Annotated in this window: 25 protein-coding genes; 10 read left to right on the forward strand and 15 right to left on the reverse strand. The window is 65.8% G+C overall.

Features of this window, described 5'->3' with window-relative positions:
* Positions 1-118: 118 nt before the first annotated feature.
* The 8 genes from P6U31_RS07430 to P6U31_RS07465 all read right to left on the reverse strand — a co-directional run bounded on the left by P6U31_RS07430 (position 119) and on the right by P6U31_RS07465 (position 7,456).
* Positions 119-319, reverse strand: a complete 201-nt coding sequence (locus tag P6U31_RS07430) for a hypothetical protein (RefSeq protein ID WP_407187573.1) — start codon at positions 317-319, stop codon at positions 119-121.
* Between the two features lie 294 nt (positions 320-613).
* Positions 614-2,755: a flagellar biosynthesis protein FlhA gene (gene flhA / locus P6U31_RS07435; protein WP_407187574.1), complete on the reverse strand. Its 2,142-nt coding sequence runs from the start codon at positions 2,753-2,755 to the stop codon at positions 614-616.
* Between the two features lie 353 nt (positions 2,756-3,108).
* On the reverse strand, positions 3,109-3,408 hold the full coding sequence (locus P6U31_RS07440; RefSeq protein ID WP_407187575.1) for a copper-binding protein: 300 nt from the start codon (positions 3,406-3,408) through the stop codon (positions 3,109-3,111).
* Positions 3,409-3,423: 15 nt separating this feature from the next.
* Positions 3,424-3,876, reverse strand: a complete 453-nt coding sequence (locus tag P6U31_RS07445; protein WP_407187576.1) for a cupredoxin domain-containing protein — start codon at positions 3,874-3,876, stop codon at positions 3,424-3,426.
* Between the two features lie 32 nt (positions 3,877-3,908).
* On the reverse strand, positions 3,909-5,240 hold the full coding sequence (locus P6U31_RS07450) for a copper oxidase (protein ID WP_407187577.1): 1,332 nt from the start codon (positions 5,238-5,240) through the stop codon (positions 3,909-3,911).
* Between the two features lie 13 nt (positions 5,241-5,253).
* Positions 5,254-6,681: a TolC family protein gene (locus P6U31_RS07455; protein WP_407187578.1), complete on the reverse strand. Its 1,428-nt coding sequence runs from the start codon at positions 6,679-6,681 to the stop codon at positions 5,254-5,256.
* Between the two features lie 9 nt (positions 6,682-6,690).
* Entirely contained in the window at positions 6,691-6,966 is a 276-nt protein-coding gene (locus tag P6U31_RS07460) for a hypothetical protein (RefSeq protein ID WP_407187579.1), read from the reverse strand.
* 76 nt (positions 6,967-7,042) lie between these two features.
* A complete protein-coding gene (locus P6U31_RS07465; protein ID WP_407187580.1) occupies positions 7,043-7,456 on the reverse strand; it encodes a hypothetical protein in 414 nt (137 codons plus the stop codon).
* Positions 7,457-7,631: 175 nt separating this feature from the next.
* On the opposite strand from P6U31_RS07465, the gene P6U31_RS07470 reads away from it, so the two are divergent.
* The gene (locus P6U31_RS07470) at positions 7,632-8,897 is read left to right on the forward strand and encodes an MFS transporter (RefSeq protein ID WP_407187581.1); all 1,266 of its coding nucleotides are present in this window, start codon (positions 7,632-7,634) and stop codon (positions 8,895-8,897) included.
* Here P6U31_RS07470 and P6U31_RS07475 read toward each other — a convergent pair.
* Positions 8,894-9,301 (reverse strand): DUF4864 domain-containing protein, encoded by a 408-nt coding sequence (locus P6U31_RS07475; RefSeq protein WP_407187582.1) that lies wholly within the window; start codon positions 9,299-9,301, stop codon positions 8,894-8,896. The two genes, P6U31_RS07470 and P6U31_RS07475, sit on opposite strands and share 4 nt — an antisense overlap.
* 66 nt (positions 9,302-9,367) lie before the next feature.
* The gene (locus P6U31_RS07480) at positions 9,368-10,006 is read right to left on the reverse strand and encodes a TetR/AcrR family transcriptional regulator (RefSeq protein ID WP_407189781.1); all 639 of its coding nucleotides are present in this window, start codon (positions 10,004-10,006) and stop codon (positions 9,368-9,370) included.
* A gap of 251 nt (positions 10,007-10,257) precedes the next feature.
* Between P6U31_RS07480 and P6U31_RS07485 the strand changes: the two genes are divergently transcribed.
* The 3 genes from P6U31_RS07485 to P6U31_RS07495 are packed head-to-tail and all read left to right on the forward strand — an operon-like array spanning position 10,258 to position 14,061.
* Positions 10,258-10,755: a (2Fe-2S)-binding protein gene (locus P6U31_RS07485; RefSeq protein WP_407187583.1), complete on the forward strand. Its 498-nt coding sequence runs from the start codon at positions 10,258-10,260 to the stop codon at positions 10,753-10,755.
* The gene (locus P6U31_RS07490; protein WP_407187584.1) at positions 10,752-11,807 is read left to right on the forward strand and encodes an FAD binding domain-containing protein; all 1,056 of its coding nucleotides are present in this window, start codon (positions 10,752-10,754) and stop codon (positions 11,805-11,807) included. The genes P6U31_RS07485 and P6U31_RS07490 overlap by 4 nt, the downstream gene beginning before the upstream one ends.
* The gene (locus P6U31_RS07495; protein WP_407187585.1) at positions 11,800-14,061 is read left to right on the forward strand and encodes a xanthine dehydrogenase family protein molybdopterin-binding subunit; all 2,262 of its coding nucleotides are present in this window, start codon (positions 11,800-11,802) and stop codon (positions 14,059-14,061) included. Before P6U31_RS07490 ends, P6U31_RS07495 begins: the two co-directional genes overlap by 8 nt.
* Before the next feature lie 432 nt (positions 14,062-14,493).
* Here the strand turns inward: P6U31_RS07495 and P6U31_RS07500 are convergent, their stop codons facing one another.
* Together P6U31_RS07500 and P6U31_RS07505 are read right to left on the reverse strand one after the other, a co-directional pair.
* Positions 14,494-14,646 (reverse strand): hypothetical protein, encoded by a 153-nt coding sequence (locus P6U31_RS07500; protein ID WP_407187586.1) that lies wholly within the window; start codon positions 14,644-14,646, stop codon positions 14,494-14,496.
* 201 nt (positions 14,647-14,847) lie between these two features.
* Positions 14,848-15,396, reverse strand: a complete 549-nt coding sequence (locus P6U31_RS07505) for a cupin domain-containing protein (RefSeq protein ID WP_407187587.1) — start codon at positions 15,394-15,396, stop codon at positions 14,848-14,850.
* A gap of 149 nt (positions 15,397-15,545) precedes the next feature.
* On the opposite strand from P6U31_RS07505, the gene P6U31_RS07510 reads away from it, so the two are divergent.
* Positions 15,546-16,874 carry an aspartate aminotransferase family protein gene (locus tag P6U31_RS07510; RefSeq protein WP_407187588.1) on the forward strand — a complete coding sequence of 443 codons (1,329 nt, stop codon included), beginning with the start codon at positions 15,546-15,548 and terminating at the stop codon, positions 16,872-16,874.
* Between the two features lie 70 nt (positions 16,875-16,944).
* On the forward strand, positions 16,945-18,210 hold the full coding sequence (locus P6U31_RS07515) for a D-amino acid dehydrogenase (protein WP_407187589.1): 1,266 nt from the start codon (positions 16,945-16,947) through the stop codon (positions 18,208-18,210).
* 162 nt (positions 18,211-18,372) lie between these two features.
* Here the strand turns inward: P6U31_RS07515 and P6U31_RS07520 are convergent, their stop codons facing one another.
* Positions 18,373-19,014, reverse strand: a complete 642-nt coding sequence (locus P6U31_RS07520; RefSeq protein ID WP_407187590.1) for a helix-turn-helix domain-containing protein — start codon at positions 19,012-19,014, stop codon at positions 18,373-18,375.
* Positions 19,015-19,193: 179 nt separating this feature from the next.
* On the opposite strand from P6U31_RS07520, the gene P6U31_RS07525 reads away from it, so the two are divergent.
* From P6U31_RS07525 to P6U31_RS07540, 4 genes are read left to right on the forward strand one after another with little or no spacing between them, the layout of a single operon-like run.
* Positions 19,194-19,952 (forward strand): ABC transporter substrate-binding protein, encoded by a 759-nt coding sequence (locus P6U31_RS07525; protein WP_407187591.1) that lies wholly within the window; start codon positions 19,194-19,196, stop codon positions 19,950-19,952.
* Positions 19,953-19,997: 45 nt separating this feature from the next.
* Positions 19,998-20,651: an amino acid ABC transporter permease gene (locus P6U31_RS07530; RefSeq protein WP_407187592.1), complete on the forward strand. Its 654-nt coding sequence runs from the start codon at positions 19,998-20,000 to the stop codon at positions 20,649-20,651.
* Positions 20,648-21,379, forward strand: a complete 732-nt coding sequence (locus P6U31_RS07535; RefSeq protein ID WP_407187593.1) for an amino acid ABC transporter ATP-binding protein — start codon at positions 20,648-20,650, stop codon at positions 21,377-21,379. The genes P6U31_RS07530 and P6U31_RS07535 overlap by 4 nt, the downstream gene beginning before the upstream one ends.
* Positions 21,380-21,391: 12 nt before the next feature.
* On the forward strand, positions 21,392-22,678 hold the full coding sequence (locus P6U31_RS07540; protein WP_407187594.1) for an NAD(P)/FAD-dependent oxidoreductase: 1,287 nt from the start codon (positions 21,392-21,394) through the stop codon (positions 22,676-22,678).
* A 52-nt stretch (positions 22,679-22,730) separates the two neighbouring features.
* On the opposite strand, the gene P6U31_RS07545 is transcribed toward P6U31_RS07540, so the two are convergent.
* Both P6U31_RS07545 and P6U31_RS07550 read right to left on the reverse strand, forming a co-directional pair.
* The gene (locus tag P6U31_RS07545) at positions 22,731-22,955 is read right to left on the reverse strand and encodes a hypothetical protein (protein ID WP_407187595.1); all 225 of its coding nucleotides are present in this window, start codon (positions 22,953-22,955) and stop codon (positions 22,731-22,733) included.
* A 149-nt stretch (positions 22,956-23,104) separates the two neighbouring features.
* Positions 23,105-24,694 carry a gamma-glutamyltransferase family protein gene (locus P6U31_RS07550; protein ID WP_407187596.1) on the reverse strand — a complete coding sequence of 530 codons (1,590 nt, stop codon included), beginning with the start codon at positions 24,692-24,694 and terminating at the stop codon, positions 23,105-23,107.
* Positions 24,695-24,822: the final 128 nt, after the last annotated feature.

Raw genomic sequence — 24,822 nt, forward strand, 5'->3', positions numbered from 1 at the left:
GTGGGGGGCGGGCGCTTTCTGTAGTCGACTTGGGGTTGGGGTCGTCTACATATCCACGTGGCGACTTTGGGGGGCTGGTAAAGAGCCGCGTGAATTCACAAAACTCGTTAGATCTCCCTTAGCGAACGAGGGACGCGTTCGAACTGGTGATGACGACCGGCTTGCCGGCCTTGATGACGCGGGCGGTCTGGGTCAGACCATCGTCCGAACCCGTGCGTGCCGTGATGCCGAAGCCTGCCAACGCGATCCCTGCGACGAGGGCGACGACCACGACTTTCAAATGGGTCGCGCGATCTGCGCTGTAGATCGAGTGGTTCATGGAAGCCTCCTGCCGCCATCTACCCGAAGTAGTCGCCGGCCTGTTCAGGCAGGTTCATGCTTCCGGTGCCCAACAACCTAATATTGGCGGGATTCGTTCCCAAGAGGCCATCACAAGAGCGTGACAGGACGTGAACGGTCGCGATCAAGAATAGCCCTTGATCGTGCATTTTTATAATTATTTCAAGCGTTTAATCTGCGTCCCGAGCGCCTTTTCGGCGGTTGGTCCACAAGGCGCCAGGAACTCAAAAACCATTTGCCTGTGGCTGAAAAACATACGGCTTCTTAAGGCAAATCAGATGCTTCCGACCGTTTTGAGCCTCGCCCTAGGGTGGATCTCGGCCTGCGACAGCACAGTGGTCTGGGCCCGGAACCGCTCCACCAGGGACCGGACGAAGGGACGAATTGCCGCAGAGGTGACCAGCACCGGCGCCTCGCCCTCGCGGGCGGCGCGCTCGAACGCTTCGCGCACGGCGGTCATGAACTCCGACAGTTTCGAGGGCTGCATGGCGAGGCTGCGCTCCTCGCCCTGGCCGATGATGGATTCGGCAAAGGCCTGCTCCCATTTCGCCGACAGGGCGATCAGCGGCAGATAGCCGGCGTAGGAGGTGTTTTGGGCGCAGATCTGCCGCGCCAGGCGGGCGCGGACGTGCTCGACCATGGTCGCGGGATTGCGCGAGAAGGCCAGCGAGTCGGCGATGCCCTCGAGGATGGTCGAGAGGTCGCGGATCGAGATGCGCTCGGCGAGCAGGAGCTGCAGCACGCGCTGGATGCCGGAGACCGTGACCTGTCCGGGTACGATGTCCTTGACCAGCTCGCTCTGCTCCTTCGGCAGCTCCTTGAGCAGCTTCTGCACCTCGCCGTAGGAGAGCAGGTCCGACATGTTGGCCTTGAGCAGCTCGGTGAGGTGGGTCGAGAGCACGGTCGCGGCGTCGACGACGGTGTAGCCCTTGAGCGAGGCCTCCTCCTTGAGGCTGGCATCGACCCAGGTCGCGGGCAGGCCGAAGGTCGGCTCGGTGGTATGGATGCCGGGCACCTGCACCTGGCTGCCGCCGGGGTCCATGACCATGAACTGGTTCGGCCAGATCTTGCCGGTGCCGGCGTCGACCTCCTTGATCTTGATGATGTAGGTGTTGGCTTCGAGCTGGACGTTGTCGAGGATGCGCACGGCGGGCATCACGAAGCCCATCTCGATCGCGAGCGAGCGGCGCAGCGCCTTGATCTGCTCGGTGAGGCGGTCGGTGCCGTCGGGGCCGTTGACCAGCGGCAGCAGCGCATAGCCGAGCTCGATCTTGAGATCGTCGATCTTGAGCGCGGCCGAGATCGGCTCTTCGGCCGCGGCAGCGCCCGGCGCGCCGGGCGTCCCCGGAGCGGGTGCGGCCATGGCAGCCTGCTCGGCCTTGACGGCGGTCTTCTTGTGGTTGCGGGCGTGCCAGGCCAGCGCGCCGGCGCCGGCGCCGAGCGCCAGGAAGGGAATGGTCGGAATGCCCGGCAGCGCCGCCAGCACCAGCATGACCGCCGAGGACATCGCGAGCGCCTGCGGATACCCCGAGAACTGCTTCATCAGCGCCTTGTCGGCGGCGCCGGAGACGCCGGCCTTGGACACCAGCAGGCCGGCCGCGGTCGAGACGATCAGCGCCGGGACCTGGGTGACGAGGCCGTCACCGACGGTCAGCAGCGTGTAGCTGCGCCCCGCATCGGCAAAGGACATGCCCTGCTGCGCCACGCCGATGATCATGCCGCCGACCACGTTGATGAAGACGATCAAAAGGCCGGCGATGGCATCGCCCCGGACGAACTTGGAGGCACCGTCCATGGCGCCGAAGAAGCCGCTCTCGTCCTCCAGCTCCTTGCGACGCTCCTTGGCGACCTTCTCGTCGATCAGGCCGGCGGACAGATCGGCGTCGATCGCCATCTGCTTGCCGGGCATGGCGTCGAGGTGGAAGCGGGCGGCGACTTCCGCGATACGGCCCGAACCCTTGGTGATGACGACGAAATTGACGATGATCAGGATGGCGAAGACGATGATGCCGATGACGAAATTGCCGCCCATCACGAAGCTGCCGAAGGCCTCGATGACGTGACCGGCGGCAGCCGTGCCTTCATGCCCGTGCGACAGGATCAGGCGGGTCGAAGCCATGTTGAGCGACAGGCGCAGCATGGTCGAGATCAGGAGGATGGTCGGGAAGGCGGAGAATTCCAGCGGCGCCTGGATGAACAGCGAGGTCATCAGGATCAGGATCGAGAGCGTGATCGAGATCGCCAGGAACAGGTCGAGCACGAGCGCGGGCAGCGGCAGGATCAGCACCACCAGGATGGTGAGGATGCCGAGCGCCAGCGCGATGTCGCCGCGCTTGAGGACCGTGACAATGTCGTTGAGGGAGGGGATGCCGGGCTTCGGGTTGCCTACGCCCTGTCCTGCGGTGACGTCGACCATGGTAGCTGCCTCCCCGCGCGACTGCCGTCCGCGCGCCCCAAACGTCTGCGCGGCGGCCGAGGGGCCGCCGTTCCGAAAGTGAGGCACCGCACTGGCGTCCACGGGGTTCCTCCCGTTCTACGCGGCCGACGACACTCGACTTCACCCGGCAATTTTTGCCCGGTGTATGGTTAGCAAAGGGTTAACGGAGGGGGTGGGGAGAGGGTCGGACAGGGGTGTTTCGGAGCCCCGGTCGTCATTCCGGGGCGATGCGAAGCATCGAACCCGGAATCCATCGTGCAGCAGGTGCCGTGGAGACATGGATTCCGGGCTCGCGCCAAGGGGTGCGCCCCGGAATGACAGTTGAAGCAGTGCTACTTCGCCTTATCCATCTTGGTCACCGTGTACCCCGAAGCTGCCTCCTCGGCCTCGAAGGTCACCTTGTCGCCGACCTTCACCTGCTTGAGCATGGCGGGGTCCTTGACGCGATAGACCATGGTCATGGGGTCATCCATGCCGAGGCTTTTCGCCGGCCCGTGCTTCAGCGTGATCTTGCCGGCGCCCTCGTCGATTTTCTTGACCTCGCCACTGATCGAGGCCCCGGCCGCCAGCGCGCCGGTGACAACGCTCGAAGCCAGCGCCAGCGCGGCGATGATACGGATGATGCGGTTCATGAAAATCTCCCTGCGTTACTTGACGGTGACGTGGCCGATCATGCCGTTCTCGCGGTGGTCGGGAATGAGGCACGAATATTCGAACGTGCCGAGCTTGCTGAACTTCCAGAGGATCTCGGCGGTCTTGCTCGGGGCGAGGCGCACGCCGTTGGGGTCGTCATGCTCCATGTGCGGATGCTTCTTCATCTCCACTGCATGCGCGAGATTCTCCTTCGGTGTGGCGAGCAGAAATTCGTGGTCCTCCTTGCCGACATTGCGCAGCACGAAGCGGATCTGCTCGCCTTGCTTCACCTCGATCCGGGCGGGTGAGTAGTCCATCTCGTTCAGCAGGATCTCGATCGTGCGCGCCGGCTTGTTGGGGTCGCCGGGCTCGCCGGCCGAAAAGCCCGCGTGAGCATGCTTGTCATGGGCGAGGGCCGGCGCGAGCGAAAGCGCAGCCAGCGCGAGGCCGAGTTTGATCGTCTTCATCGTCATCTCCAGTTGGTGGTTCATCGAAACGCTCACATCTTCATTTTGTGTGCCGGCTGGCCGGGCTGCCGCACTGGTGCCGCATCGGGCGCCGCGACCTCGTAGGCGACGGTGCCCTGCGGGAATTTGTAGGGGCCGGGATCGCGATAGTCGTCGCGTGCGAGATCCTCGCGGATCTTCATCACCGTGAACATCCCGCCCATCTCGATCGGCCCGAACTGACCGGTCCCCGTCATCATCGGCAGCGTGTTGTCGGGCGCCGGCATCTCCATGTTGCCCATTGCCATGCCGGTCGAGCCCATCGCCATGCCATCAGGCGCGAGCTTGCCGACGGCCTTGGCGAGATCCTTGCGCGACACGCCGATCAGGTTGCGCACGTCGTGTCCCATCGCGTTCATGGTGTGGTGTGACTTGTGGCAGTGGAACGCCCAGTCGCCGGGATTGTCGGCGAGCACGTCGAACACCCTGACCGCGCCGACCGGGACGTCGGTGGTCGTTTCGGGAATCTGCGCGCTCTCCGGAATCCAGCCGCCATCGGTGCAGGTCACCGCAAAGCTGTGGCCATGCAAATGAATCGGATGGTTGGTCATGCTGAGATTGCCGATGCGCACGCGCACCTTGTCGCCGACTCGGACCGGCAGCGGATCGATGCCGGGAAACACCCGTGCATTCCACGTCCACATGTTGAAGTCCGTCATCTCGTTGACGTGCGGCAGGTAGGTGCCGGGATCGACGCGATAGGTGCTCATCACGAACACGAAGTCGCGGTCAACGGCGCGGAAGTTGGGATCGCGCGGGTGCACGACGACCATGCCCATCATGCCCATCGCCATCTGCACCATCTCGTCCGAATGCGGGTGGTACATGAAGGTTCCGCTCTTCTTCATCTCGAACTCGTAGACGAAGGTCTTGCCCGGCTCGATGTGCGGCTGGTTCAGTCCACCGACGCCGTCCATGCCGCTCGGGATGATCATGCCGTGCCAGTGCACGGTGGTGTATTCGGGCAAGCGATTGGTGACGAAGATGCGGACCTTGTCGCCCTCGACCGCCTCGATGGTCGGGCCCGGCGATTGGCCGTTATAGCCCCACAGATTCACCTTCATGCCCTCGGCGAATTCGCGCACCACGGGCTCGGCGACGAGATGGAATTCCTTCCAGTCGCCGTTCATGCGGAACGGCAGCGACCAGCCGTTCAGCGTCACCACGGGGCGATAGTCCGGGCCGCCGATCGGATGCAGCGGTGGCTGCATCACCACCTTGTCCATGTGAGGGGCTTCCGGAATCGAAGCGGCCTGGAGGCGGCCGCTGATGGCTGACGCGCCGGCAAGAGCGGCGCTGCCCAAAAATCCTCGGCGGGAAAACATGTTGGCCTCCATCTCAGTGGCCGCCGCCATCGGCAGGCGCTGCCGCGGCGATGGTGGTTGGATTGTCGCCGCCGGCTGCAGGCGAGCCGCCGCCATTGATCGCGGTCTGCAGATCGGCCTGGGCGAGGAAGAATCTCTGCCGGGCGTCGATCGCGCCCCGTAGCGCAGCCAGGCGCTGCCGCGCCTCGGTGAGCAGCGCGAAGATGTCGACCTGCATGCTGGAGAAGCGCAGCTGCATCTCTTCGGTGATGATCTTGCGCAAGGGGATGATCTCGCGCTGGTAATGGCCGGCGATGTCGTAAGCGGAGCGATAGACACGGTAGGCATCGCGCGCTTCGGAGCGCACGTTGACCGCGCGCTCGGTCAGGCGGTTGAAGGCGAGATTGTAGGTCTCTGCCGCCTGCCGCGCGCGGACCTCGCCGCCGTCGAAGATCGGGATCTGGAACTGTACGTCGAAGCCACGTTCGCGGAACGGTGCGCCCTCCGGATCCTGGGTGCGGCGGGAGATGCCGGCGAGATCGAGCAGGGTCACGAAGCGCGTCGCCTCGGTGAGATTCAGCGCCTTCGCCAGCGCGTTCAGCTCCAGCCGCGCGATCTGCAGGTCGATGCGATGGGCCACAGCATCGGTTTCGATCGAGGGCAGTGACTGCGGCCGGCGTGGCAGGGGCGGCAGTTGATTGGGCAGCCGGAAGTCGAGACCGCCGTCCCACAGTCCCATCAGGCGCGCGAGCCTTTCGCGTGCGCTCGTTGCCGCCTGCCGCGCGGTTGCGAGATCGGCGGTGGTCTCGGCATAAAACACCTGCTCGCGAGCTTGGTCCAGCTTGTTGAGCGAGCCGGTCTCGCCGAGCTTGAGCGCGAGCTGTGCGGTCGATTCCGCCGTCGCCTTCGCGTCGGTCAGTAGCGCCACCATCTCGTTGCCGGCAACACTGCGCAGATAGGCGCGGCGCACGTCGGCGGCGAGCCGCAGCGTCGCCAGCGCGGCGCGCAGCTGCGCTGCGCGGAAGCGTTCCCGGGCGATCTCGGAACGGAACGGCAGGGTGGCGAGCGCGAGGATGTCGCCGACCACCTGGCGCTCGATCTCGCTGCCGCCGTCGCCGGAGATCCGCGAGAGCGAGAACACGGGATTGGGCGGCAGGCTCTGCTCGACCAGATCGGTCTCGGCCAGGGCCAGCTCGTTATAGGCGGCCTGCAAGCCCTTGTTGTTGAGCAGCGCGATCTGCACGGCGGCGTCTGCGCTCAGTGTGCGCGCCAGCAGTTGGCGAACGCGGGCATCGATCGCGGCGGCTCCTTCCGCCGAGCGCACGAAGGCCACATCTTTATGAATGGTCCGGCTCGTCAGATCCGAGACATCAGTCATGCCGCCGTCGGGCGAGAAGGCGGCGCAGCCGGAAAGCCCGAGCGCAGTGAGGACGAGCAGGCTTCGCGCAAGCTGACGTATCATGGCGCGCTCCTACCGGTCTTGCTTCGGCTGCGGCGTCACCGCCTCGTTGCGGTTGCGCCACGGCGCCGGCGTCGCCGGCCGCAGGCTGGTATAGGGCGCAATGGTCGAGCGATAGCCGACGGGGGCGACCTTCGCCGCCGGATCGGCGGGATCGGCGCTGGCAAGCTGTGTCGTTGCCGGCGTGCAGCCGGACAGCGCCAGCGCGGCAAAGGCCGGCAGCAGCCAACTGAAATATCGGTGACCCACCGCAGATGCGGCGGATTTCGCCTGGGAAAGCGCAAGCATGATTCATCCCTGATCTGAAGGACCACAGGTCCGCGCGCGCAGGAGCGCGCGCTCGGCCCGAAATCGTCGTGTCAGGTCAGGCGATGGGAGGACGGTAGCGCTGGGGCGGCGCCGTGCTGTGCAGGCTTGCCGCGATCTCGGGCGCGCAGGTGGATGTCGGCTGGAGCGGTGTTGCGACGACCGGCAGATCGGCCGGCAACGCGCTGACGCACATCATTGCACAGCACGGTCCCACCGTTCCCTTGCCGCCATGATGATCCGCGGTGGGCGCGTCCTGCGCCGCGGTCTGGTGATGCGCATGCGAGCCGGCGTGCTCATGCGAGGTGCTGCCATGGCCGGCCGACCTCTGGTGATGCGCCGGGACGAGGGCGGCAAGGAGAGATTCGTCGAGGCACGGTGCAGGACCGCTCCCCAAGGCGAGACTTGCCGCCGGCGCGAGCAAGCAGAACAGATAGGCGAGGGCAACGAGGCGCCCCACCCTGATCCGCATCGATCGCGACAATCGCAACAACATTCCGCCGATAGGCTCCCCGCGCGGCAATGTTGCGCACGCTGATTGCAAACTAGTGGCAAAAGCTGCATTCGCCAAGCATCTTCTTACCGCAGTGCACCGCGCATGCCCAATATCGCGCCACGATGCTTGACCCTCCGGCGATGTGCGGGCCATGTTCCTGCCCGTGCACGCACCAAATCATTCCGGACAAACGCCTGGTTCATTCAGCCCTGATTCCCGTCAGGCTTGGATCCGGCTCGTCATTGCACTTGTGATCGGCTCGATCGGCGCCGTCGGCATGTGGGCCGTCGTGGTCGTGATTCCCATCGTTCAGACCGAATTCGGTGCCACGCGCGGTGCGGTGTCGCTGGCCTTCACGCTGATGATGTTCGGGTTCGGGCTGGGCGGCGTGATCGCCGGCAAGATCACCGACCGCTTCGGCATCGTTCTCGCGATGGCGATCAGCATTGCGTTTCTCGGCGTCGCCAATGTGCTCGCCGGGCTGTCGACCCAGCTCTGGCAATTCGTGGCCGCCTATTTCCTGATCGGCCTCGGCACCTCGGCGACGTTCGCGCCGCTGATGGCGGAAGCCTCGCACTGGTTCGAGCGCTATCGCGGGCTTGCCGTGACCATCGTGGCCAGCGGCAATTACGTCGCCGGCACGATGTGGCCGCCGATCGTGAGCTGGGGCACGGAGACGATCGGCTGGCGCCATACGCATGTCGCTATCGGCATCGTCTGCGCGAGCACGATGGCGCTTCTGGTCCTCGTCCTGCGCGCGCAGATGGGCAACGACCATCTTCGCGATCATGCCAATGCGCCGCCGCCGCGCGTCGATCTCAAGCTTTCGACCAACACGCTGACCGTACTGCTCTCGATCGCCAGCATCTCCTGCTGCGTCGCCATGGCGATGCCGCAGGTGCATATCGTGGCCTATTGCGGCGATCTCGGCTATGGCGTGGCCCGCGGCGCGGAGATGCTGTCGCTGATGATGGGCTGCGGCATTATCAGCCGGATCGGCTCGGGCTATCTCGCCGACAAGATCGGCGGCATCCGCACGCTGCTGGTCGGGTCGCTGGCGCAGGGGTTTGCGCTGGTGTTCTATCTGTTTTTCGACAGCCTCGCCTCGCTCTATCTGATCTCCGCGATGTTCGGCCTGTTCCAGGGTGGCATCGTGCCGAGCTACGCCATCATCGTGCGCGAGGCGATGCCGGCGAGCGAGGCGGCGACCCGTGTCGGCATCGTGATCTTCGCCTCCGTGTTCGGCATGTCCTTCGGCGGCTGGGTGTCGGGCGTGATCTTCGATGCCACCGGCTCCTACGGCGCGGCGTTCGCGAACGGCGTGGCGTGGAATGCGCTCAACATCGGCATCGTCGTGCTGCTGCTGATTCGGTCGCGGATGAACGCCACCAGGACCGGGCCGGGGTTCGCGACCTAAACCGCCTGGCCCGCCTTCAGGAGCGAGCAGCCCGTGATCTTGTAGCTGCCATCTGCCTGTTGCTCGAGCGTGTAGAGCGCGACCCAGGCATCGCCATCGGCGTCGACGATGTGGACGCGCTGCGCGATCCAGCTGCCTTCGATCTTGCTGTCGCCGAACTCGAAACTCTTGTGCCGGTACACCGGCGCGTAGCCGTTCTGCACCATCGACATGAAGACGTCGGGCGCGGGGAAGATCTCCTTGATCGCCGGCGCGGCATGGGAATAGGCCGCGGCTGCATCGCCCCGTGCAAAGGCCTGCTCCTGGGCGCGGATGACGCCCTGGGCCGCTGCGACATCGTCGGCGAGGGCTGCGGCCGAGCCAAAGATGATCCCGATAGCAACGAGCAAGGCGGCAATGCGCATGACAGGCTCCGCGTTGAAATCCCGGCGATGCTGATCCTAGCATGACCTCGGGGAGATACGGGCGCGCTATCGCTTCCGTTTCACCGCCGGCTTCGCGGGCTTAGCGATTCGTGCCTTGACCGTGGCGCCTGGCCGCACGCGCAAGCCGTCGACGAACACATCGAGCAGGCGCAGCGCCGTTGCCTGCCAGCCGGGCTGGTCGTGCACGTAGCACATGCCGAAGAAGGCGCGCAGCAGATCCTCCGGGTTGATGTCGGCGCGCATCTGGCCGGCCGCGACCGCCCGGTCCAGCAGCGAGCCGATCGCCTTGGTCAGGCGCTCGAAGGAGAAGGCATGCAGCTCCGACCCGCTCTGCACCGCGAGCGCCAGCGCGGCGATCATCCCCTTCTTGGTCGCAACAAACTCGACCCCCGAGCGCAGCCAGCGCCTGAGCGCGTCCACCGGGTCCTTCGCATTCTTCAACTGCTCTGCGAGCTCGCTGAGCTGCTCGACCTCGCGCCGGTACACGGCCTCGAACAAATCTTCGCGCGTCGGAAAATGCCGATAGAGCGTGCCGATGCCGACGCCGGCGCGTTTGGCCACCGCTTCCAGGCTCGCTTCGGGACCGCCGGCGTTGAACACGAGTTTCGCGGCCTCGAGCACGCGCTCGCGATTGCGCACGGCATCGGCGCGGGGCTTCCGAATCTGGTCGGTGTGGTCGTCCATGCCGGCAATGTAGATCACGAATTGGTTAGATTGAACCCTCGACGGACCCGTGCAGGGCTGCATCGCGTTGGTGGCGCAGGGGCTTTTGACCAATTCCAAATATTTTCCGGCTGCTCTTGTTAAGCGGAGGGGGCCTCCGTATCTTCGGTCATGCGCCGGCCCGCATTGTGGTCGGGCGGCGGTATTCGACAGCGGCCACGGCGGTGGCGCGCTGCGCGATGACTCATGTCCAAATCTGATCGGAGCCTTGTATGAACCACTCCATCAGCCTCACCGTGAACGGTGCGCGGCGCGACTTCGTCCTCGACGATCCGCGCGTCACGCTGCTCGATCTCCTGCGTGAGCGCCTCCATCTCACCGGAACCAAGAAGGGATGCGATCGCGGCCAGTGCGGCGCCTGCACCGTCCTGGTCGACGGCAAGCGTATCAATTCCTGTCTCGCGCTCGCCATCAGCCATGACGGTGCCGACATCCTCACCATCGAGGGCGTAGCACGCGGCGACCAGCTGCACCCGGTGCAGGCCGCCTTCATCGCCCATGACGGCTTTCAGTGCGGCTTCTGCACGCCCGGTCAGGTCATGAGCGCGATCGGCATGATGCGCGAGGGCCAAGCCGGCAGCGATCCCGAACGCATCCGCGAATGCATGAGCGGCAATCTGTGCCGCTGCGGCGCCTACGCCGGCATCGTCGATGCCGTGCTCGACGCACAAGGCCGCGCCGACGAAACTAACCAGAGGCGCTCCGCATGAAACCGTTCGATTATTTCAGGCCCGCCACGGTGGCCGAGGCCGTTGCCGCCGCCACCCAGCCGGGCGCGACCTATCTCGCCGCCGGCACCAATCTGCTCGATCTGATGAAGGGCGGCGTCAGCCGGCCGGATCGCCTGGTCGACGTCACCCATCTCGAAGGGCTCGATAGCATAGAGCATCTCGCCGACGGGTCTTTGCGTGTCGGCGCGCTCGTCAGCAACGCCGATCTTGCGCATGATCCGGAATTCGCACGGTCATATCCCGCCGTCGCCGAAGCGCTGCTCTCAGGTGCATCCGCCCAATTACGCAACGCCGCGACCGTCGGTGGCAATCTCTTGCAGCGGACGCGTTGCGCCTATTTCTACGACACCGCCAGCCGCTGCAACAAGCGCGAGGCCGGCAGCGGTTGCGATGCCCGCGACGGCGAGAACCGCAGCCACGCCGTGCTGGGCTGGAGCGAGAGCTGCATCGCCACGCATCCGTCCGATTTCTGCGTGCCGCTGGTGGCGCTCGACGCCGTGGTCGAGGTCGAGGGTAGGGGCGGCCGTCGTGAGATCGCGCTTGACGAGTTGCATCGTCTGCCCGGCGACACGCCGGCGCGGGAGTCCGCGCTCGAGCCCGGCGACCTCATTGTCGCGGTGCGCCTGCCGCCGGCGGCAAGCGGCTTCGCCGCCCATGCGCGCTATCTGAAGGTCCGCGAGCGCACGTCCTATGCCTTTGCCGTCGTCTCGGCGGCGGCGGCGTTGCGGATCGAGAACGGCACGATAGCGGAGGCGCGGCTCGGGCTCGGCGGCGTCGCCGCAAAGCCCTGGCGCGCTCGCGCCGCGGAGGACGTTTTGAGGAACGTCGCGCCGACGGCGGAAGCATTCCAGGATGCCGCCCGGCGCGCGCTCGAGGGCGCAAAACCATCCGGCGACAACGCCTTCAAGATCGAGCTCGCGCGCCGCATCGTCGTGCGCGCGCTGACCCTCGCCGCCGCCGGGACGCCCGCGCGCCTGCCCGCGCTGCCGGCGTCCCCCTTTGCCTCGACGTCCGGAGCCATTCATGCCTGAGCTCAATCTCACCAGCGCACCCGCCCATCTTCGCCACGGCTCGAACATCGGCCAGTCGCTGACCCGCCGTGATGGCGTCCTCAAGGTCACCGGCCAGGCGACCTATGCCGCCGACAATCATCCGCCCGGCATGCTGTTCGCGGTGATCGCGACCTCCAGCATCGCGCGCGGACGCGTGGCGTCGCTCGATGTCGCTGCCGCGAAACGTCATCCCGGCGTCGTCGATGTCATGACGCCGGAGCACAAGCCGCCGCTTGCGATCGATCCGGAGATCAAGACCAATCCGTTCGTGTTCCGAATGGAGGCGTTGCAGAGCAATGAAGTCCGCTACGCCAACCAGCCGATCGCCGTCGTGATTGCGGAAACGCTGGAGGCGGCGACGGAAGGTGCGGTACTGCTGGCGCCGAGCTACGAGACGCTGCCTCCGTTGGTTGGCCTCGACGCCGGCGAGAGTTTCGTGCCGCCTGTCGTCGGCGTCGGCAACCCCGCCGAAATTCACCGCGGCGATGTCGAGGCCGGCCTTGCCTCGGCCGAGAAGCGGATCGACGCGACTTACGAGACGCCGCCGCAATATCACAACGCCATGGAGCCGCACGCAATCGTCGCCCATTGGGATGGCGACAAGCTGTCCCTCGACATGCCGACCCAGGGCCTGAAGCTGTCGCTCGCGCGCATCGCCGAGCTGTTCGGCATTGCGCACGACAAGATTCACATCCGCAGCCCGTTCCTCGGTGGCGGCTTCGGATCGAAGGGGCTCATGGGCGGTCCGCCTGTCCTCGGCATCATGGCCGCAAAGCTGGTCGGCAGGCCGGTCAAGCTGGTGCTGCGCCGTGAGCAGATGTACGGACCGGTCGGCCATCGCGCGCCGACGCGTCAGCGGTTGCGCATCGGTGCCGACGGCGAGGGACGGCTGACCGCGCTCGATCACCATGCGCGGACCGTGTCGAGCACGTTCGACGATTTCTACGAGCCTGCTGCCGATGCCTCGCACACGCTCTACGCGGCACCCGCGATCCGCACCTCGCATGACGCCGTACGCGTCAATACCGGCACGCCGCTGTTCATGCGCGCGCCTGGCGAGGCGACCGGCTCGATTGCGCTGGAAAGTGCGATCGACGAGATGGCCTGGGCCTGCGGCATGGATCCGCTCGCCTTCCGCCTGAAGAACTACGCCGAGGTCGAGCCGATCAGCGGCAAGCCGTTCTCTTCAAAAGCCCTGCGCGCCTGCTACGAGCAGGGTGCGGCGCGCTTCGGCTGGGCCAAGCGTTCGCTGCAGCCGCGGCAGATGCGCGACGATGCCGGCCTCCTGGTCGGCTGGGGCATGGGCACGGCAACCTTCCCGGCGCTGATGTTCCAGGCGGAAGCCCGCGCCGCGATCCGGCGCGACGGCTCAGGCGTGATGGAGATCGGGGCACACGACATGGGACAGGGCGCCTGGACGGCGCTGGCGCAGATCGCGGCGGATGCTGTTGGTCTTGATATCGAACGCGTCGCATTCAAGGCCGGCACGTCCGACTTGCCTGATGCAGGCATCGCCGGCGGTTCCGCGCACACGGCAACCGCGGGAGCTGCGATCCACAGCGCCGGCGCGGCCGTGATCGCAAAACTGGCCGATCTCGCCACCAACGATGAGCGCTCGCCGCTGTTCGGCGCCGGCAATGCCGGCGTGATCGCGCGCGAGGGAAGGCTGGTCCGACGCGACGATGAGAGTCGCAGCGAAAGCTACGCCGAGATCCTCGCGCGCGCCGGCGTCGCCGAAGTCGAGGCTCGCGGCACCGGCGCGCCGAACCCGGCAGCGATGGAGGAGTATGCCATGCATGCCCATGGCGCGGTGTTCGCCGAGGTGAAGGTCGATCCCGAGCTCGGCCAGGTCCGCGTCACCCGCATGGTCGGTGCCTTCGCCGCCGGCCGGATCGTCAATCCGCATCTGGTGAAGAGCCAGCTGTTCGGCGGCATGATCTGGGGCATGTCCTTCGCGCTGCACGAGGAGGCGATCACCGATCGCCGTACCGGCCGCATCATGAACGCCAATCTCGGCGAGTACCACGTCCCCGTGAATGCCGACGTGCCGCCGCTCGACGTGATCACGGTCGAAGAGCACGACCCGCACGTCAATGCGCTCGGCATCAAAGGCGTCGGCGAGATCGGCATCACCGGCAGCGCCGGTGCGGTCGCGAACGCCGTCTGGCATGCGACCGGCATACGCGTCCGCCGCTTTCCGATCCGGATCGAGGCGTTGCTGGCGCAGCCTTGAACGGCCGCACGGCACCGGACCGCGCCGCGCCCCAGGGCAATCGCATATGGGCTTGACGAGGACTGTCTGCGGGCTTGCTCCGCCTCTCCCGCTTGCGGGAGAGGCCGACGCGCTCGCAGAGCGCGACGGGTGAGGGCTCTCGCCACGCAGGGACATCCTCCTCAATCAATCCCGACGCGGACACACCCCCACCCCAGCCCTCCCCGCAGGCGGGAGAGGGAGCCCAGTGCCGATGCCGCCACATCGTTCACTCCATGCGATTGCCCCGCGCCGCGCCCGGTGCCGTTAGCGGATCGAGCCGAGAAGTGCGAAGCGGAAGGGACGAACATCGGCGGCCCTTGGCTGGAGCGGGATCGTGCCTGCCCGTGGTTGTGTGCTGCCTCGCCGAGGTTCAGGACGGCCCTGGCGATGCCGATCGCCTCGCCGATCCGATCAGTTCATCTTCCTGCGGAGAGCCTTGATCTGCTCTTTCTGCGCTTCGATGTATTTCGTGATGGCGGCGCGCAGCTCCTGCGAGTGGAGCTTGTCGGTGTCACGCTGGACTTCCTCGAGCGCGGCTTCTGCATCAGCGAGAGCGGTCTTCATCTGCGAGCCCTGTTACGAAGCGACCCCGGAGTTGTTCGCGCATGATCTTTTCGGAAAACGGCTTCGCACTTTCCAGCACCTTTGCGCCAGGCTGCTCGGCTACGTCGCCAATATATAGCTGTTCGGCTCGTTGGATTTGAGGTGGCTCAAGCCCCGTAAGATGCCGGTGGCCCGTAGGATTGCGGATGGGCAGATCGCGCTTCAGAACGTCGGCGGCGTGCAGGCCGATATCACTTCGCATGGTTTGCCGCCGACGCAGCGGAATCGGTGCGGGCGGCGGCTCTCGAAATAATAGGCATCGCCGGGATTGAGGATGCGGCGCTCATCCTCGACGGTGACTTCGAGCTTGCCCGAGATCACGATACCGCCCTCCTCGCCGTCATGAACGAGGTGCACGCGCCCGGTGTCGCTGCCGGGCTCGTAGCGTTCCTTCAGGATCTGCAGGCTGCGGCCGAACAGATTGTCGCCGACCTGCCGATAGGAGATCGGCTTCTTGCCGACCTCGGTCAGCTCCTCCGCGCGGTAGAAGATCTTGCGCCGGGTTTCTGGCTCCAGCGCGAAGAACTCGGCAAGCCCCATCGGGATGCCGTCGAGGATGCGCTTGAGGGCGCCGACCGAGGGGTTCATCTGGTTGGATTCGATCAGCGAGATCGTCGAATTGGTGACCCCGGCGCGCTTGGCCAGCTCGCGCTGCGACAGCTTGTGGCGCGCCCGGATGAATCGCAGCCGTCCACCGATGTCGACGCTCATGCCTCTGGTCCCGTGTTGCAGGTGTTGCGGATCCCGCAAATATGGACCGGCAGCCTCAGTTAAATCAATGGGTTGCGGCTGAGCAGAAAAGGACTTGTTGCGCTTTCCAAGCCGTGGCTCAGCTATGGCGTCAGCAAAGGAGCGCGGCCGTGACCCTTCATCAGATTCCGAACACTATCAAGACCGACTCGTTCTGGATGCCGTTCACGGCCAACCGACAGTTCAAGAAGGCGCCGCGCCTGTTCTCCTCGGCCGAGGGCATGCACTACACCACCGTCGACGGCCGCAAGGTGATCGACGGCTCGGCCGGCCTGTGGTGCGTCAATGCCGGCCACGGCCGCAAGCAGATCGCCGCCGCGGTCGAGCGCCAGCTGATGACGCTCGACTTCGCGCCCTCGTTCCAGATGGGCCATCCGCTGGCATTCGACTTCGCCGAGCGGCTCGCCGAGATCGCGCCTGATGGCCTCGATCGCGTCTTCTTCACCAATTCCGGCTCCGAGTCGGTCGACACCGCGCTGAAGATCGCGCTCGCCTATCACCGCGCCACCGGCCAGGCGAGCCGCACCCGCCTGATCGGCCGCGAGCGCGGCTATCACGGCGTCGGCTTCGGCGGCACATCGGTCGGCGGCATGGTCGCCAACCGCCGCGCCTTCACGACCCTGCTGCCGGGTGTCGACCACATCCGCCACACCCACGATCTCACCCGCAACGCTTTCGCCAAGGACCAGCCGGAGCATGGCGCCGAGCTCGCCGACGATCTGGAGCGTCTGGTCGCGCTGCACGGCGCCGAGACGATCGCGGCCGTCATCGTCGAGCCGGTGCCGGGCTCGACCGCGGTGCTGCCGCCCCCGAAGGGCTATCTGCAGCGCCTGCGCGAGATCTGCGACAAGCACGGCATCCTCCTGATCTTCGACGAGGTCATCACCGGCTTCGGCCGCCTCGGCACGCCGTTCGCCGCCAACTTCTTCGGCGTCACGCCGGACCTGATGACCACGGCCAAGGGCATCACCAACGGCACCATTCCCTGCGGCGCCGTGTTCGCGAGCCGCAAGGTGCACGACGGCCTGATGGTCGGCCCGGAGAGCCAGATGGAGCTGTTCCACGGCTACACCTATTCGGCGCATCCGACCGCCTGCGCAGCCGGCATCGCGACGCTCGACATCTACAAGGACGAAGGCCTGCTGACGCGCGGTGCATCGATGGCCGAATATTGGCGCGATGCGCTGCATTCGCTCAAAGGCCTGCCGAACGTCGTCGACATCCGCAATTGCGGCCTGATGGGCGCGGTCGAGCTGGCGCCGCGGGACGGCGTCGTCGGCGCGCGCGGCTATGACGTGATGGTCGACTGCTTCAACACCGGGCTTTACCTGCGCATGAGCGGCGACAGCTTCGCAATGTCGCCTCCGCTCATCGTCGAGAAGAGCCACATCGACCAGATGGTCTCGATCCTGGGCGACGCCATCAAGAAGGTGGCCTGATAATTGCTCTCGCCGTTGCGAGTTGTTTCCTTGCAGCGGCGAGCGTGATGCCGCGGGAGTTTGACGAAGCGTGAAAGTTCTGATCCTCGGCAGCGGTGTCATCGGTGTCACCTCTGCCTACTACCTCGCACGTGCTGGTCATGAGGTGACGGTTGTCGACCGTCAGCCCGAGCCGGCGCTGGAGACCTCTTTCGCCAATGCCGGCGAGGTGTCGCCCGGCTATTCCTCGCCTTGGGCCGGCCCCGGCGTGCCGGTGAAGGCGGTGAAGTGGCTCCTGATGAAGCACGGCCCGCTGGTGATCCGGCCGAAGCTCGATCCGGTGATGTGGGTCTGGCTGCTCAAGATGCTGCGCAATTGCACCAGCGAGCGCTATGCGGTCAATAAGAGCCGGATGATCCCGATCGCGGAATACAGCCGCGATGCCTTGCGCGATCTGCGCCGCGACATCGGCATTCAATATGACGAGCGCTCGCAAGGAACGCTCCAGCTGTTCCGCTATCAGGCTCAGCTCGACGGCACGGCCGAGGACATCGCCGTGCTCAAGCAATATGGCGTGCCCTTCGAGGTGCTGAGCCGAGAGGGCTGCATCGCGGTGGAGCCGGCGCTATCAGGCGTGAAGGAAAAGTTCGTCGGCGGGCTTCGCTTGCCGCAGGACGAGACCGGCGACTGTCACATGTTCACGCAGGCGCTGGCCAAGCATGCCCAGGCGCTCGGCGTCCGCTTCATGTTCAACACTGGCATCGACCGCATCGTCACCGACGGCGCGCGCGTCAGCGGCGTCGCGACCAGTGCCGGCCTGTTGCAGGCAGATAGTTACGTGCTCGCGCTCGGAAGCTATTCGTCGCAGATGGCCGCGCCGCTCGGCATCTCGCTGCCGGTCTATCCGGTGAAGGGCTATTCGATCACGGTGCCGATCAAGGACGCCTCGGGCGCGCCGGAATCCACCGTGATGGACGAGAGCTACAAGGTCGCGATCACCCGCCTCGGCAATCGCATCCGCGTCGGCGGCACCGCCGAAATCTCCGGCTATTCGAGCAAGCTCTACGATGCGCGCCGCGCCACGCTCGATCATTCGCTGACCGACCTGTTCCCGCGCGGTGGCGATCTCGCCAAGGCGACGTTCTGGAGCGGCCTGCGTCCGATGACGCCGGACGGCCCGCCCGTGATCGGCCCGACGCAGTACGCCAACCTCCACCTCAACACCGGCCACGGCACGCTCGGCTGGACCATGTCCTGCGGTTCGGGGCGCGTGCTCGCCGACATGCTGTCGGGCAAGAAGCCGGAGATCGACGTCAGTGCGCTGACGGTCGAGCGGTACAAGCACCGGTTTGGGTGAAGCTCTATCCCCTCGTCATTGCGAGAAGCGCAGCGACGAAGCAATCCAGACTCTGTCCTTTGAGGCAGTCTGGATTGCTTCGCTTCGCTCGCAATGGCGCTGTGGATGCAGCGGCGCCTCACCAGGATGACGGGTCCAGAATGTGTGCGCGAAGAGAGAGGCTTACGCCGCCGTCACGCAGTTCACCCACAGCACCACGGCCTTCGCATCCTGCGCCGGATTGGAAAACCGGTGCGGCCGCCTGCTTGCAAAGCGGAAGCTGTCGCCGGTCTTCAGCGACCACGTCCGGCTGTCCACCGTCAGCATCATCTCGCCTTCGAGCACGAGGCCGGCTTCCTCGCCGTCATGGGTGTAGAGCTCGTCGCCTGTGGAGCCGCCGGGCTCAAGATGCACCAGGAACAGATTGAGCTTGTTGTCGCCGCTTGCCGGGCTCAGCAATTGTTTCGACACGCCGGTGCGCCAGAGCTTCAGTTCGGGCCGCTGCAGCCCGCGCGTCACCACCTGATCGGAGGCGCCGTCGGCGCTCGGGCTTGCGCCAAACAGCGCGGCGATGCCGACGCCGAGCACGTCGGCGAGCGTTGCCAGCACGCGCAGCGACGGCGACGACAGGCCGCGCTCGATCTGGCTGAGGAAGCCGATCGACAGGTCCGTGCGCGCGGCGACCGTTTCCAGCGAGAATTGCCTGACCCGCCTGAGATCCCTGATGCGGCGGCCGACCGCAACGTCCATCGCCGGCTCCGCCGGCTTGGCGGCGGCTTTGGCTTTCGTCTTCCTGGCAGGCCGTGCGGCGGCCGGTTTGCGCATTCTTTTGCCACCGCTCACGTCAAACCGCTTCCTTCATGTGCATGAAAACCGCTTGCATCGTCTGCGAAAGTGTGACCAAATTTTCATATTGGTGAAAATAGGCCGAAACGGCGTGGCCCGCAACGTCTGATCGCGACATGCGCGGCCGCCGCCACCGGCCAGACCGAAAGGGGGATGCGATGAAGCGTTTTGTTCAGGCCGCGGTCGCGGCACTCGCACTGGCAGTCGTGACGCCGGCCTCGGCGCAACAGGTGCTGAAGGTCGGCTCGACCCCGACGGGCATTCCCTTCACCTTCCTCGACACCAAGACCAACACCATTCAGGGCATCATGGTCGATCTCATCACGGAGGTCGGCAAGGATGCCGGCTTCAACGTCCAGATCGAGCCGATGCAGTTCTCGGCACTGATCCCGTCGCTGACTTCGAGCAAGATCGACATCATCGCTGCCGCGATGTTCATCACGCCGCCGCGCAAGGAGGTCGTCGACTTCTCCGACCCGATCTACAGCTATGGCGAGGGTCTCGTGGTGCCGAAGAGCGATACCAAGGCCTACGCCACGCAGGAGGACCTGAAGGGCGAGACGGTCGGCGCCCAGGTCGGCACCGCCTTCGTCGACGCGCTGAAGAAGTCCGGCCTGTTCGCGGACGTCAAGGCCTACGACACCATTCCGGATATCCTGCGCGACGTGAATACCGGTCGCCTCAAGGCCGGCTATGCCGATTATCCGATCCTCGCCTACAATCTGAAGCAGGGCGGCTTCCCCGAGGTGCGCCTCGTCGACGGCTACAAGCCCGTCACCGTCGGCTCGGTCGGCATCGGAGTCCGCAAGGGCGAAGCTGCGCTGCTCGGCAAGATCAACGCCTCGCTGGCGAAGCTGAAGGCCAACGGCACCATCGACAAGATCCTCGATAAATGGGGCCTGAAGGCGCAGGGCTGATCGTGGGAGGCTGATCGAAGAAGGCTCTTTAGTGAAGGCTTGCCGATGAAAGGCTTCTGGCGCGACGCCGTCGAGTTCTTCCCGATCCTGATGAACGGCGTCGCCCTGACGATCGTCGTCACCATCGGCTCGCTGCTGCTGTCGACGGTGCTGGGCCTGATCTGGGCCATGATGCGGGTCTCCGGCATCACGGCGCTGTCGATGCTCAGTGCCAGCCTGATCAACGTGATCCGCGGCATCCCGATCATCGTGCTGTTGTTCTATCTCTATTTCGTGATGCCGGATCTCGGCGTCACGCTGACGGCCTTGCAGGCGGCCATCCTCGGGCTGGGCATCGCCTATTCGGCCTACCAGGCGGAAAACTTCCGCGCCGGCATCGAGGCCATCGACAAGGGGCAGATCGAGGCGGCGCAGTCGATCGGCATGGGCTGGTGGCTGACCATGCGCCGCGTGGTGCTGCCGCAGGCGGTGCGCATCGTGCTGCCGCCTTACGGCAACGTCATGATCATGATGCTGAAGGATTCTTCGCAGGCGTCCACCATCACGGTCGCCGAGCTTGCGCTGCAGGGCAAGCTGATCGCGTCCTCGACCTTCAAGAACACCAGCGTGTTCACGCTAGTTGCGCTGATGTATCTCACCATGAGCATTCCGCTGATCCTGCTGGTGCGCCACTTCGAGAAGCGGGCCGGCAAGCGATGATCGAGCTCAAGGACGTCCACAAGAGCTTCGGCAAGGTCGAGGTGCTCAAGGGCATCGATGCGTCGGTGCAGAAAGGCGAGGTGGTCTGCATCATCGGCCCCTCCGGCTCCGGCAAGTCGACCATTCTGCGCTGCATCAACGGGCTCGAAAGCTACGACCGTGGCGAGATCAGCGTTGAAGGCCTGAAGGTCGATCGCGATGCGCCGTCGATCGTGAATATCCGCACCCAGGTCTCGATGGTGTTCCAGCGCTTCAACTTGTTCCCGCACCGCACCGCGCTGGAGAACGTGGTGGAAGGGCCGCTCTATGTGAAGAAGGAATCGCGGGCCGCCGCGCTCGAGCGTGGCCGCGCGCTGCTCGCCCAGGTCGGGCTCGCGGAGAAGGCCGACGCCCATCCGCCGCAGCTCTCCGGCGGCCAGCAACAGCGCGTCGCGATTGCGCGTGCGCTCGCGATGCAGCCCAAGGCGATCCTGTTCGACGAGCCGACCTCGGCGCTCGACCCCGAACTGGTCGGCGACGTGCTCGGCGTGATGCGCAAGCTCGCTGACGACGGCATGACCATGGTCGTCGTCACCCACGAGATGGGCTTTGCCCGCGACGTTGCCGATCGCGTGCTGTTCATCGACGGCGGCGTCATCGTCGAGCAGGGGCCGGCCAAGGCGCTGCTCAACCAACCTCAGCATCCGCGCACGCAGGATTTTCTGCGCCGCGTGCTGCACCCGCTCTGACCGGTCCTCGCCATGCCCGCGCGCCTGCCGCTGCCACCCTCGCTCTATGCCGACACCGCCGTCGCGCCGGCCGCCACGCCGCCGCTCGACGTCGACAAGGCCGTTTCGGTCGCCATCGTCGGCGGCGGCTACACCGGCCTCTCCACCGCGTTGCATCTGGCGGAGCAGGGCGTCGAAGCCCTGGTGCTGGAGGCGCAGGAGCCGGGCTGGGGCGCCTCGGGCAACAATGGCGGCCACACCAATCCCGGCCTGAAGCACGATCCTGATCAGATCGAGGCTGATTTCGGCGCCGAGCTCGGCCGCCGCATGATCGAGTTCTCCTACGGCACGACCAACTTCACGCATGATCTGATCCGCCGCTATCAGATCCCGTGCGAGGCCCGGCAGAACGGCACGCTGCGGGCGGCCTATCACGAGGCCAGCGCTGCCGCGATCGAGAAGACGGCGCAGCAATGCATCCGCCGCGGCATGCCGGTGAGGTATCTCAACCGCGAGCAGCTCCGCGAGATGACCGGCACCGATCGCTATGTCGGCGCCATGCTCGATGCGCGCGGCGGCGATCTGCATCCGCTCAGTTACGCCCGCGGCCTCGCGCGCGCCGCGATCTCGGCGGGCGCCAAGGTGCATGGCGAGACGCCGGCATTGTCACTGCGCCGCGATGGCAGTCGCTGGCGCATCGAGACGCCGCGGGCCGTGGTTCATGCCGACAAGGTTCTGCTCGCCACCAACGGCTTTACCGGTGATCTCTGGCCGGCGCTCCGCCGCACCATCGTGCCGGTGTTTTCCTCGATCGCCGCCACCGCGCCCCTGTCTGATGCGGTCGCGCGATCGATCATGCCGACGCGCCCCGTGCTCTACGAGAGTGGCCACATCACCGTCTATTATCGTGTCGATCAGCAGAATCGCTTGTTGATGGGCGGCCGCGGGCCGATGCGCTGGATCAAGTCGCCGTACGACGTCGCCTATCTCATCCGCTATGCCGAGCGGCTGTGGCCGCAGCTGAAAGGCGCTTCCTGGACTCACGGCTGGAACAGCCGGCTCGCCATCACCGGGGATCATTACCCGCATGTGCATGAGCCCGCCGAGGGAATCCTGATCTCGCTCGGCTGCAACGGCCGCGGCGTTGCGCTCGCGACCGCAATGGGTGCTCAGCTCGCGCGCCGTCTGATCGGCGGCGCCAAGGCTGACATCGACATGCCTATCACGGGCATCAAGCCGATCCCGATGCACGCGTTCTGGCCGGTGGGCGTGACGACCGCGGTGATCGCGGGGCGTATACGGGACCGGCTCGGCATTTGAAGAAGGCGCCGTCCGGTCAGGAGCGGCGCCTTGCATGGGTTGCCGATGGCTTTTAGCAGCGGCCTTGCTTCCACAGGCCGGGTGGGCACCCGTGACCCCGCCAGCCGACCTTTCGTCCGTGCGACCATCCCGGCGGCGTGCCATAGTGATGATGGCCCATCGAATGACCGTAGCCATGACCGTGGCCGCCCCCATGGCCGCCCTTGGCCAGAGCAGGGCTGGTAAATGTGAGGCCGGCCGCAATGATCAGCGACGCGGCGAGCGCAAAATTCTTCATGATGTCCTCCACTGGGGCGAGCGCATTTGTCCGTTCAGTGAACGAACGCCGGGCGGGTAAGTTCCCTGTGAATGTGGAGGAGTCGTGACGCTCGCCTGGATGCGTAATCGCGCGAGGGCTCAACGCGCGCTGGCACTCGATCTGTGTGCTCAGGCTTCCGCCACCGCGTCGGCCCAGGGCTGGAAGATCTCGACGGCGCCAGAATTGGTGTCGCCCTCGCGCATCACCACGCTCGGGCAGGCGAATTTCTGCGGCAGGGCCTGCACGCGACTCTCTTCATAATCGAAGCGCGCGGCCAGGGCTTTACGCACGTCCGCGGGCAGGCGGGCGTCGCCGATCACCACCGCGCCCTCGCTGGCGTCGATGCGCGGCTGATGGATGGCAGCGTCGAGGTCCATGCCGAAGTCCATTGCAAAGGATACGAGCTGCAGCACCGAGGGCAGGATGCGGCGTCCGCCGGATGCGCCGACCGCGAGGCGCTTGCCGTCCTTGGTCTCGGCGATGACGGGCGTGTAATTGCAAAGACAGCGCTTGCCGGGGGCAAGCGAGTTGGTGGTGCCCGGCGTCGGATCGAACCACATGATGCCGTTGTTCATGGTGATGCCGGTGTGCGGTGTCACATATCTCGAGCCGAACGACGAGAGCAGCGTCTGCGTCACCGCCGCGATGTTGCCGTGACGGTCGACCACCGAGAAATGCGTGGTGCAGGCGGGCGCGAGATATTCTGCGCCGAGCGAGCGCTTGCCGTCGGCATCGCCCATGTCCTTGAGCCGCTCGCGGAAGGCGGCCTGCAATGCGAGTGCGTATTCGACATAAGCGCCCGCATCCGGCGCGCCTGCGGGCGCCAAGCCCTGCTGCAAGAGGCGCAGCGCATGCGCCATCGTCGGCCCCGCGGTGAGCTCCGGCGTCGCATAGACCTTGCCCTCGCGATAGGGGATCGCCAGCGGCACGCGCGAATGGGCGCGGAAGGCGGCGAGATCCTCCACCGACAGCGATCCGCCATCGGCCTTGATGTCGGACGCAATGCTCCTGGCGAGATCGCCCTGGTAGAAATCGCGCGGGCCGGCCTCGGCGAGATGTGACAGCGTCGCCTTCAGGGCGTCCTGCGGCAGCCGCGTCTCGGCCTTGATGCCCCACGGCGCGGTCGGCGGCAGGCCGTCCTTGAGGTAGGCGACCGCGCTCGCCGGATAGCGCCTGAGATCAGCGGCCGAGCCCGCAATCGTCGCCGTGGTCCACCAATCGACCAGCAGTCCTTCGCCGGCGAGCCTGCCCGCCGGCGCGACCAGATCCTTCCAAGGCATCTTGGCGTAGCGGCGATGCGCCTCTTCCATTCCGGCGACGACACCGGGCACGGCGATGGAGCCGGGGCCGTGAATGTTGCGATCGTCTTTCACCCTTGGCCAGGGAAACAGGTCGGAGGCGGCGCCTTCGCCGCTGAGCGGATAGTCGGCCGCGCGCAGGCTTTGCGGCGCACACATGCCGTAGTCGATCACCTCGGTGCGATTTTCCTTGGCGCGGTAAAGCACCATCGCGCCGCCGCCGCCGATGCCGCTATTCCAGGGCTCGAGGACGTTCAGGGCGAAAGTGGTCGCGACGATCGCGTCCAGGCAATCGCCACCTGCGGCCAATACCTGCGCCCCGACCTCGGCCGCCCGTCGCGATTGCGAGGCGACGATGCCGCCCTTGGATGTGACGGCGGGTTTGCGGACGGTTTGGTTGAGGCTGAATTGGTGAGGCATGATGTCGTCTTGATGTTTGCGGTCTGTTGTCTTGGCGTCGTTGCACCAACGTCGAAGCTCCGCGATTGGCGGAGCGCGTCGACCATGGCACATTGCGGCCAACGAGAACATCCAAAGGGAGCGGCGAC

Source organism: Bradyrhizobium centrosematis, assembly GCF_045571495.1.
Taxonomy (GTDB): Bacteria; Pseudomonadota; Alphaproteobacteria; order Rhizobiales; family Xanthobacteraceae; genus Bradyrhizobium; species Bradyrhizobium centrosematis.

Excerpts from the sequence above, each read along its gene's own strand:
- P6U31_RS07430 (WP_407187573.1), bottom strand. The coding sequence starts at position 319 with ATGAACCACTCGATCTACAGCGCAGATCGCGCGACCCATTTGAAAGTC.
- flhA (WP_407187574.1), bottom strand. The coding sequence starts at position 2,755 with ATGGTCGACGTCACCGCAGGACAGGGCGTAGGCAACCCGAAGCCCGGC.
- P6U31_RS07440 (WP_407187575.1), bottom strand. The coding sequence starts at position 3,408 with ATGAACCGCATCATCCGTATCATCGCCGCGCTGGCGCTGGCTTCGAGC.
- P6U31_RS07445 (WP_407187576.1), bottom strand. The coding sequence starts at position 3,876 with ATGAAGACGATCAAACTCGGCCTCGCGCTGGCTGCGCTTTCGCTCGCG.
- P6U31_RS07450 (WP_407187577.1), bottom strand. The coding sequence starts at position 5,240 with ATGTTTTCCCGCCGAGGATTTTTGGGCAGCGCCGCTCTTGCCGGCGCG.
- P6U31_RS07455 (WP_407187578.1), bottom strand. The coding sequence starts at position 6,681 with ATGATACGTCAGCTTGCGCGAAGCCTGCTCGTCCTCACTGCGCTCGGG.
- P6U31_RS07460 (WP_407187579.1), bottom strand. The coding sequence starts at position 6,966 with ATGCTTGCGCTTTCCCAGGCGAAATCCGCCGCATCTGCGGTGGGTCAC.
- P6U31_RS07465 (WP_407187580.1), bottom strand. The coding sequence starts at position 7,456 with ATGCGGATCAGGGTGGGGCGCCTCGTTGCCCTCGCCTATCTGTTCTGC.
- P6U31_RS07470 (WP_407187581.1), top strand. The coding sequence starts at position 7,632 with ATGTTCCTGCCCGTGCACGCACCAAATCATTCCGGACAAACGCCTGGT.
- P6U31_RS07475 (WP_407187582.1), bottom strand. The coding sequence starts at position 9,301 with ATGCGCATTGCCGCCTTGCTCGTTGCTATCGGGATCATCTTTGGCTCG.
- P6U31_RS07480 (WP_407189781.1), bottom strand. The coding sequence starts at position 10,006 with ATGGACGACCACACCGACCAGATTCGGAAGCCCCGCGCCGATGCCGTG.
- P6U31_RS07485 (WP_407187583.1), top strand. The coding sequence starts at position 10,258 with ATGAACCACTCCATCAGCCTCACCGTGAACGGTGCGCGGCGCGACTTC.
- P6U31_RS07490 (WP_407187584.1), top strand. The coding sequence starts at position 10,752 with ATGAAACCGTTCGATTATTTCAGGCCCGCCACGGTGGCCGAGGCCGTT.
- P6U31_RS07495 (WP_407187585.1), top strand. The coding sequence starts at position 11,800 with ATGCCTGAGCTCAATCTCACCAGCGCACCCGCCCATCTTCGCCACGGC.
- P6U31_RS07500 (WP_407187586.1), bottom strand. The coding sequence starts at position 14,646 with ATGAAGACCGCTCTCGCTGATGCAGAAGCCGCGCTCGAGGAAGTCCAG.
- P6U31_RS07505 (WP_407187587.1), bottom strand. The coding sequence starts at position 15,396 with ATGAGCGTCGACATCGGTGGACGGCTGCGATTCATCCGGGCGCGCCAC.
- P6U31_RS07520 (WP_407187590.1), bottom strand. The coding sequence starts at position 19,014 with ATGCGCAAACCGGCCGCCGCACGGCCTGCCAGGAAGACGAAAGCCAAA.
- P6U31_RS07525 (WP_407187591.1), top strand. The coding sequence starts at position 19,194 with ATGAAGCGTTTTGTTCAGGCCGCGGTCGCGGCACTCGCACTGGCAGTC.
- P6U31_RS07530 (WP_407187592.1), top strand. The coding sequence starts at position 19,998 with ATGAAAGGCTTCTGGCGCGACGCCGTCGAGTTCTTCCCGATCCTGATG.
- P6U31_RS07535 (WP_407187593.1), top strand. The coding sequence starts at position 20,648 with ATGATCGAGCTCAAGGACGTCCACAAGAGCTTCGGCAAGGTCGAGGTG.
- P6U31_RS07540 (WP_407187594.1), top strand. The coding sequence starts at position 21,392 with ATGCCCGCGCGCCTGCCGCTGCCACCCTCGCTCTATGCCGACACCGCC.
- P6U31_RS07545 (WP_407187595.1), bottom strand. The coding sequence starts at position 22,955 with ATGAAGAATTTTGCGCTCGCCGCGTCGCTGATCATTGCGGCCGGCCTC.
- P6U31_RS07550 (WP_407187596.1), bottom strand. The coding sequence starts at position 24,694 with ATGCCTCACCAATTCAGCCTCAACCAAACCGTCCGCAAACCCGCCGTC.